The organism is Streptomyces sp. NPDC007162 (genome assembly GCF_040634175.1).
In the GTDB taxonomy this organism is placed as follows: Bacteria; Actinomycetota; Actinomycetes; order Streptomycetales; family Streptomycetaceae; genus Streptomyces.
Map to the genome: position 1 here is coordinate 1 of NZ_JBEYFC010000560.1, position 5,337 is coordinate 5,337.

Below are 5,337 nucleotides of genomic sequence, written 5' to 3' on the forward strand. Positions count from 1 at the left end.
CCAGTGCACTCAGTCACGCCCACCAGCAAGATCACGATCTACAGCTGGAGTACTAAGGCCCGTACACGCCGTTTGAGGTATGCGGGAATCCAGGTGGGGCGGAACAGGAACCTTGTCTACGAGTTCGAAGGGTTGAAAGAACAAGACCTATCGGGTTACCGGGAGGTCTGGGGTCGGATCAACACCCTTGCAACCTGACATGAGGGAGGCCGCTCCGGGGCGGCCTCTCCTGTGTCGCATTTATTCAGAACAGTGGAGGAGCGATCCTCTGGGGCCATGCACACTCGGCGGTGTGCCTCTGGCGCGGCCAACGGGCCGGGCAGTTCCTAAGTCGTTATGAGGCTCTGCGGACACCTCCCTGTGAGAGGGACAACGTAGAGAAACACTCCTCCCCTTGCTTCCTACTTGCATCGTTCACAGTGGGGGGTAAGGGGGGCAGTGTCTTCTCTTACGTTGTCCTCTTGTGAGGTATAGGGCCGCTCTTAGGCGGCCCTTCTATCTACTTCTTTTCATTGACTAGCTCTCTAGGAGGTCGCCATGAGCGACGCAGAACCGGTTTCCGAGGCCATGCCGGCCGACCCTTCCGATTCCGTCCGGTCCGAGGTCGAGCGGGAGTATTCCGGGAAGCTGGCACGGGCTGAACTCAAGGGCTACGCCGCCCAGGCCGGAATCACTCTCCCGGATGGATTCACCGAGTACCTGGATGGTTCCAAGCTGCTTGGTGAAGACGGCAAGCCTTCAGCCGAGGCCATGGACAAGGCCCTTGCGCCTTTCAAACCCAAGGACCCGGCGTTCCCTCATCTTGTCGGCTCCGGCCCAAACCGTGGTGGCGGCCCTCTTCCTGAGCCCCGCCGCGTTTCTCTCGACGTTCGTAAGCGATAACTAGGAGTACCTCTATGAACCTTGCCTATCAGCAGCCTGGCACCACCACTTTTATCCCTGAGATTTGGGACGCGGAACTTCTCACGCAGTTTGATCCACTTCTCGTATGGGCGTCTCCGTTCGTGTCCAACAACAAGTACGAAGGGGAGATTCGGCAGAAGGGCGATGTAGTCCACATCAACAGCCTTCTTCGGCCCACCGTGGGCGATTACACGATCGCTGACGGAATGACAGCACAGCGGCCGGAAACCGTTGATCAGGCGCTGACCATTACTGAGGCGAAATATTTGCAAGTTCTCGTGGAAGATGCGGAACGGGTCCAGCTCGCCGGTGGCCTTGATTCGCCCATAAACCAGCAGATGATTCGGGCCCTGGCTCGTGAGGCTGACACCTTCATGGGCAACATCATCGCCACCGGGGCGACGGCGCTTCCGGCCATCACCCCGACCGCTGCCAGCATCCCCCAGAGCCTCTACAGCGCGATCCTGGACATGATGCTGGCCCTGGACAACAACGACATCCCGGCGGGCCGTTACGTAGTCGTCTCGCCGCGCGTGAAGCGGTACCTCGTGGAGCACCCCGCCGTGGCTAACGCTGCCGCGTATGGCGAAGGTGGCGTGACTGCCAACGGCGTCGTTGCTCGCCTTGCGGGGTTCACCATCCTGACGACTACGGCCATGCCTGCGGGCGTGGACATCGTGGCGGGGCACTCGGAGTTCGCCACCTACGCAAGCCAGTTCACCGGCTTCCGCGAGGGACAGTCGGAGAAGTACCGGGCTGACTACATCGACACCCTGCATCTGTACGGAGGGAAGATCGTGCGATACCCGGAGCTGGACACGAAGAAGTCCGACAGCACCTTTGATGAGTCCAAGCCGACCAAGGGAATCGTCAAGGCCGCTGTCACGTGGCCTACTGCCTAACCCCTTGATTAGTTCGGGCCCCTGCCGACCAGTGGGGGCCCGTCCTTCTCACTGTCCGTCGATCAGAAGCCTGAGCCGGCCGTCGACCGCGCGTAACGAAAACTGGAGGTGCCATGCCGAAGATGCGTAACCCGAACTCTCCGCACAGCCGATACAAGGGACTGCTCGAACTGCCCTGGGATCACGGCCTACCGGTGCCCGACATGCCATCTGGCCGGGAGTGGACGGAGGCAGAGCGTGAGCAGTGGCGGCAATGGTGGAGCAGCCCACAGGCCGCTATGTGGGACGAGTCTTTTATACCGACAGTGGCTGTGATGCTCACCTACTTCGGGAAGATCCTGGACGGCACAGCAACCAGCACGCATCAGATGGAATACCGACACCTTGCGGGGGCATTGGGGCTGACCGCAGAGGGAATGAAGCGGCTCGGATGGGCTTTCCAGGGAGACGCGCAGTGAGCGGGCGGCGAGCGGCCAAGGCGGGGGCAGCCGTGTACGACGGGCTTCACCGGACCGGCGTGGAGTGCCCTTGGGTCGACCGCCAATGTTCTGACTGCCTCCAAGAGTTCGCCGGCCATGTGGGTTGGCTCCTTACGCAGGAGACAAGGCCCTGGGCTGACGATGTGAGTCACGATCCGGACCGGTGTGCCCAGTGTCGGCGGTCGTCTTAGCCGACGTCAGTCCTGCTGCTGACCACTGCGCCGCCCGTGGTCCCGCATGCAGGCCCAGTCCATGCACTTCTCGCAGTGTCGGCACTCGGTGCGCTTACTGTCGGGCGGCAAAGAGGTTCCGCAGTCGGCGCACTTCTTTTCGTTGGCGGTTGCGGACGGATCAATCATGGGTGTGGGCTCCTCCCCTTGGGGGTGCACATCTTACCAACGCGAGCAATCGACAATCTATCGGCTCCATGATGACATATTTTGATTGACAAACACGGTTCGAGAACAGCACCCCCGGTGGGTCCTCTCTTTATCTAAATAGGCATTACCCCCGGTATTCATAAACATTTGAGTAATGCGTCAGTTATTCGTTAGTTATCGTTTCGTGATAGGGGTACGGAAGAATGGTGGTCAAGCGGGGAAGCCGTAGAGCAACGCTCCGGACCCTCACTCAGACTTCCGTACTAACGAAGGAATGCAGCGCTATGCGTAAGACGGTGCTTGTGCCGGTTGAGTACATCTTTTGCGATGCGCACATTGCGCGTGACGGTTCCGAGGTTGAGGCCACTTCATCCCTGACCTTGGGTAAGGACACCTGGCACCTGTGCCTTGAACACGATGTTTCGTTCGGCAGGTACCTCTGTGACGCTTTGGGTGCGCCGTCCGAGCGAGAGGCCGTACAGACTGAGCCTGAGTCAGTGCCGGTCGTTGAGGTTGCCCCGGAGCCGGAGCCGGAGCCGGAGCCGGAAGCGGTGCCCGTAGCGGACCCCGACCCTGAGCCGATGCCGTCCGTGATGATCGCTGGTGAGGTTCCGGGATATGACTGGGAAGACGCGCGGGAAGCGGTGCGCAACCTGGGCTATGAGGTGGTCGGCCGTGCCGATGACAGCACGGTCCTGCTGATCCTGGGTGAGGGTGGCGACCGGAACGCGACCAAGCTGCGGGATGCTTCCGAGCGTGCCATCCCTGTGATGGACGTGCGGGAAGTGGGACGCTTCAAGTCCGCTGTTCGATCGGGTGAGTTGGTCGGCGGCGACCCGCTTCCGGAGCCTGCCAAGGTCGACCGCTCGGGGATGAGCGAGCGTGAACGCAACCGTGCCGTCCGGGCATGGGCACGAGAGAACGGCTACGCCGTGCCCACGAAGGGACGCATCCCCATGCATGTCCGTCACGCCTACGAGCTGACCCATCGGGACGCATCCGAGGGAAAAGCGGCAGCGGCCTGACTGCCGCCCCCGCTGCGCCGGGCGTCGAGTGCACCCGGCCTCCCCGGCCAATGGCCACCCAACCAACCCTGTTCGAGATAGAGGCAGCATGAGCACCCCCGTTCTGTACGGTCCCATCGGTCGCGCGGTTCGCAGGATCACCCCGTTCGTTGAGGCGGACCCGTTGGGGGTGTATGTGGCCGCCCTGTCGATGTGGAGTGCCGCGATCGGTGGCACGGTCAAGGTGTCTTCCCGTGGCCCCCGGCCGGTACTGCTGTGGTCGGCTCTGGTGGCTGGTACTGGGCGCGGTAAGGGGACCGCGCTCCGGGCCGCTCATCACGTCCTGGACAAGGCTCTGGGCCGCTTCCTGGCCACGCACACCACGTCCGGCATTACGTCCGGGGCGAGTCTGGTGAACCACCTGTGGGAGCAGCAGGAAGCGACGGCCGAGACTGAGCACGGGCGGGACGTGCGGACTGCGGTGGTCGAAGAAGAGTGGTCGGAAGTGCTCCGCAGGGTGAAGCGGGATGCATCGTTTACGACCAAGCTGCGGACCGCGTGGGATGGGGCGACACTGCGGAACACGACCAAGGATGAGGCGCAGGAAGTTCGCGACCCCGCCATGGTTCTGCACTGTCACGTCACGCCCTCTGACTGGGCAAAGTACGTAGGCGAGTCGGAAGCGGCCGGAGGCTCGTATAACCGCATCCTTCCCTTCCTGCTGGGGTCAGTCCCCCTGCTGGATGACGACCGAGTGAGCCTGCCTGACGTGGATGGGCGGGAGCTGTCCGACGCCTACGGTTGGGCCACTGCCCGGCCCCGCGTGATCACGCTTGCAGAAGACGCCCGGCCGCTGTGGCGGGTGGTTCGCCGATACGCCCGCATCCTGGGTGAGACCCTGCCCGAAGGGCAGGCAGTGTTCATCGAGCGAACGGCAGAACAGACGCTCAGGGTTGCGGCCTGCCTGGCAGCGTCCGAGTGCTCGGAGGCGATCACGGAAGAGATGCTGTCGGCCGCATTCAGCTTGGTTCGCCGGTCGGTGCAGGACGCCGTACGGATCACCAAGGGAGCGACCTCCCCGAAGGTGAAGCGGCAGCCGCTCAGTCTTGAGGACAAGGTGCGGGCCCGAATCGAGATGCACGGGGGGCGTGCCACTTCCTCCCAGGTGCTGCCCTACGTGGGCACGACCGCAGCAGAGGTCAAGCAACTGCCCGGAATCGTCGTGACTCTGGAGCGGTCGGGGAAGAGTGGTCGGCCGGCCACCGTTTTCACGGTCCGCGGCGACAGTTCTGAAAACGGAGCGTCGACAGAAACGGTTGCGGAGCCGATGCCGGCCGAGCCGGAGCGTGAGAACGGCGCAACGGTCGTGAGCCTGGACGCTTACCGCCCCGACCCCGAGCAGGCTCCGAAGCCTGCGCCCGAACCGAAGCGGTCGGAACCGCTCGGGTACACAAATCCGTTCCTCGCGCTGCTCTAACGAACCGATGAAAGCCCCGGCCATTTTTGGCCGGGGCTTCTTTGTTACTTCAACTATGCGACTGGGCAGGCCAGTTCGGGGTTCGAGCGATTCGGGGAGCACGTCACCACTGCCAGGGATAGATACGAGGGACGCTCCAGATAGAAGCCGTAGGACACATCCGCTTCGACGTGCGCGGCGGACTGCTGATCC

Annotated in this window: 5 protein-coding genes; all 5 read left to right on the forward strand. The window is 62.7% G+C overall.

All coding sequences use genetic code 11. The features are described from left to right. Positions 1 to 537: 537 nt before the first annotated feature. Positions 538 to 882, forward strand: a complete 345-nt coding sequence (locus ABZ646_RS39105; RefSeq protein ID WP_360530238.1) for a hypothetical protein — start codon at positions 538 to 540, stop codon at positions 880 to 882. Between the two features lie 14 nt (positions 883 to 896). Continuing rightward, positions 897 to 1,805, forward strand: a complete 909-nt coding sequence (locus ABZ646_RS39110) for a hypothetical protein (RefSeq protein ID WP_360530241.1) — start codon at positions 897 to 899, stop codon at positions 1,803 to 1,805. A gap of 113 nt (positions 1,806 to 1,918) precedes the next feature. Then, positions 1,919 to 2,263 carry a hypothetical protein gene (locus ABZ646_RS39115; RefSeq protein WP_360530244.1) on the forward strand — a complete coding sequence of 115 codons (345 nt, stop codon included), beginning with the start codon at positions 1,919 to 1,921 and terminating at the stop codon, positions 2,261 to 2,263. Positions 2,264 to 2,948: 685 nt separating this feature from the next. Further along, entirely contained in the window at positions 2,949 to 3,689 is a 741-nt protein-coding gene (locus ABZ646_RS39120; RefSeq protein ID WP_360530247.1) for a histone-like nucleoid-structuring protein Lsr2, read from the forward strand. Between the two features lie 88 nt (positions 3,690 to 3,777). Next, a complete protein-coding gene (locus tag ABZ646_RS39125) occupies positions 3,778 to 5,145 on the forward strand; it encodes a DUF3987 domain-containing protein (RefSeq protein ID WP_360530250.1) in 1,368 nt (455 codons plus the stop codon). Positions 5,146 to 5,337 lie beyond the last annotated feature (192 nt).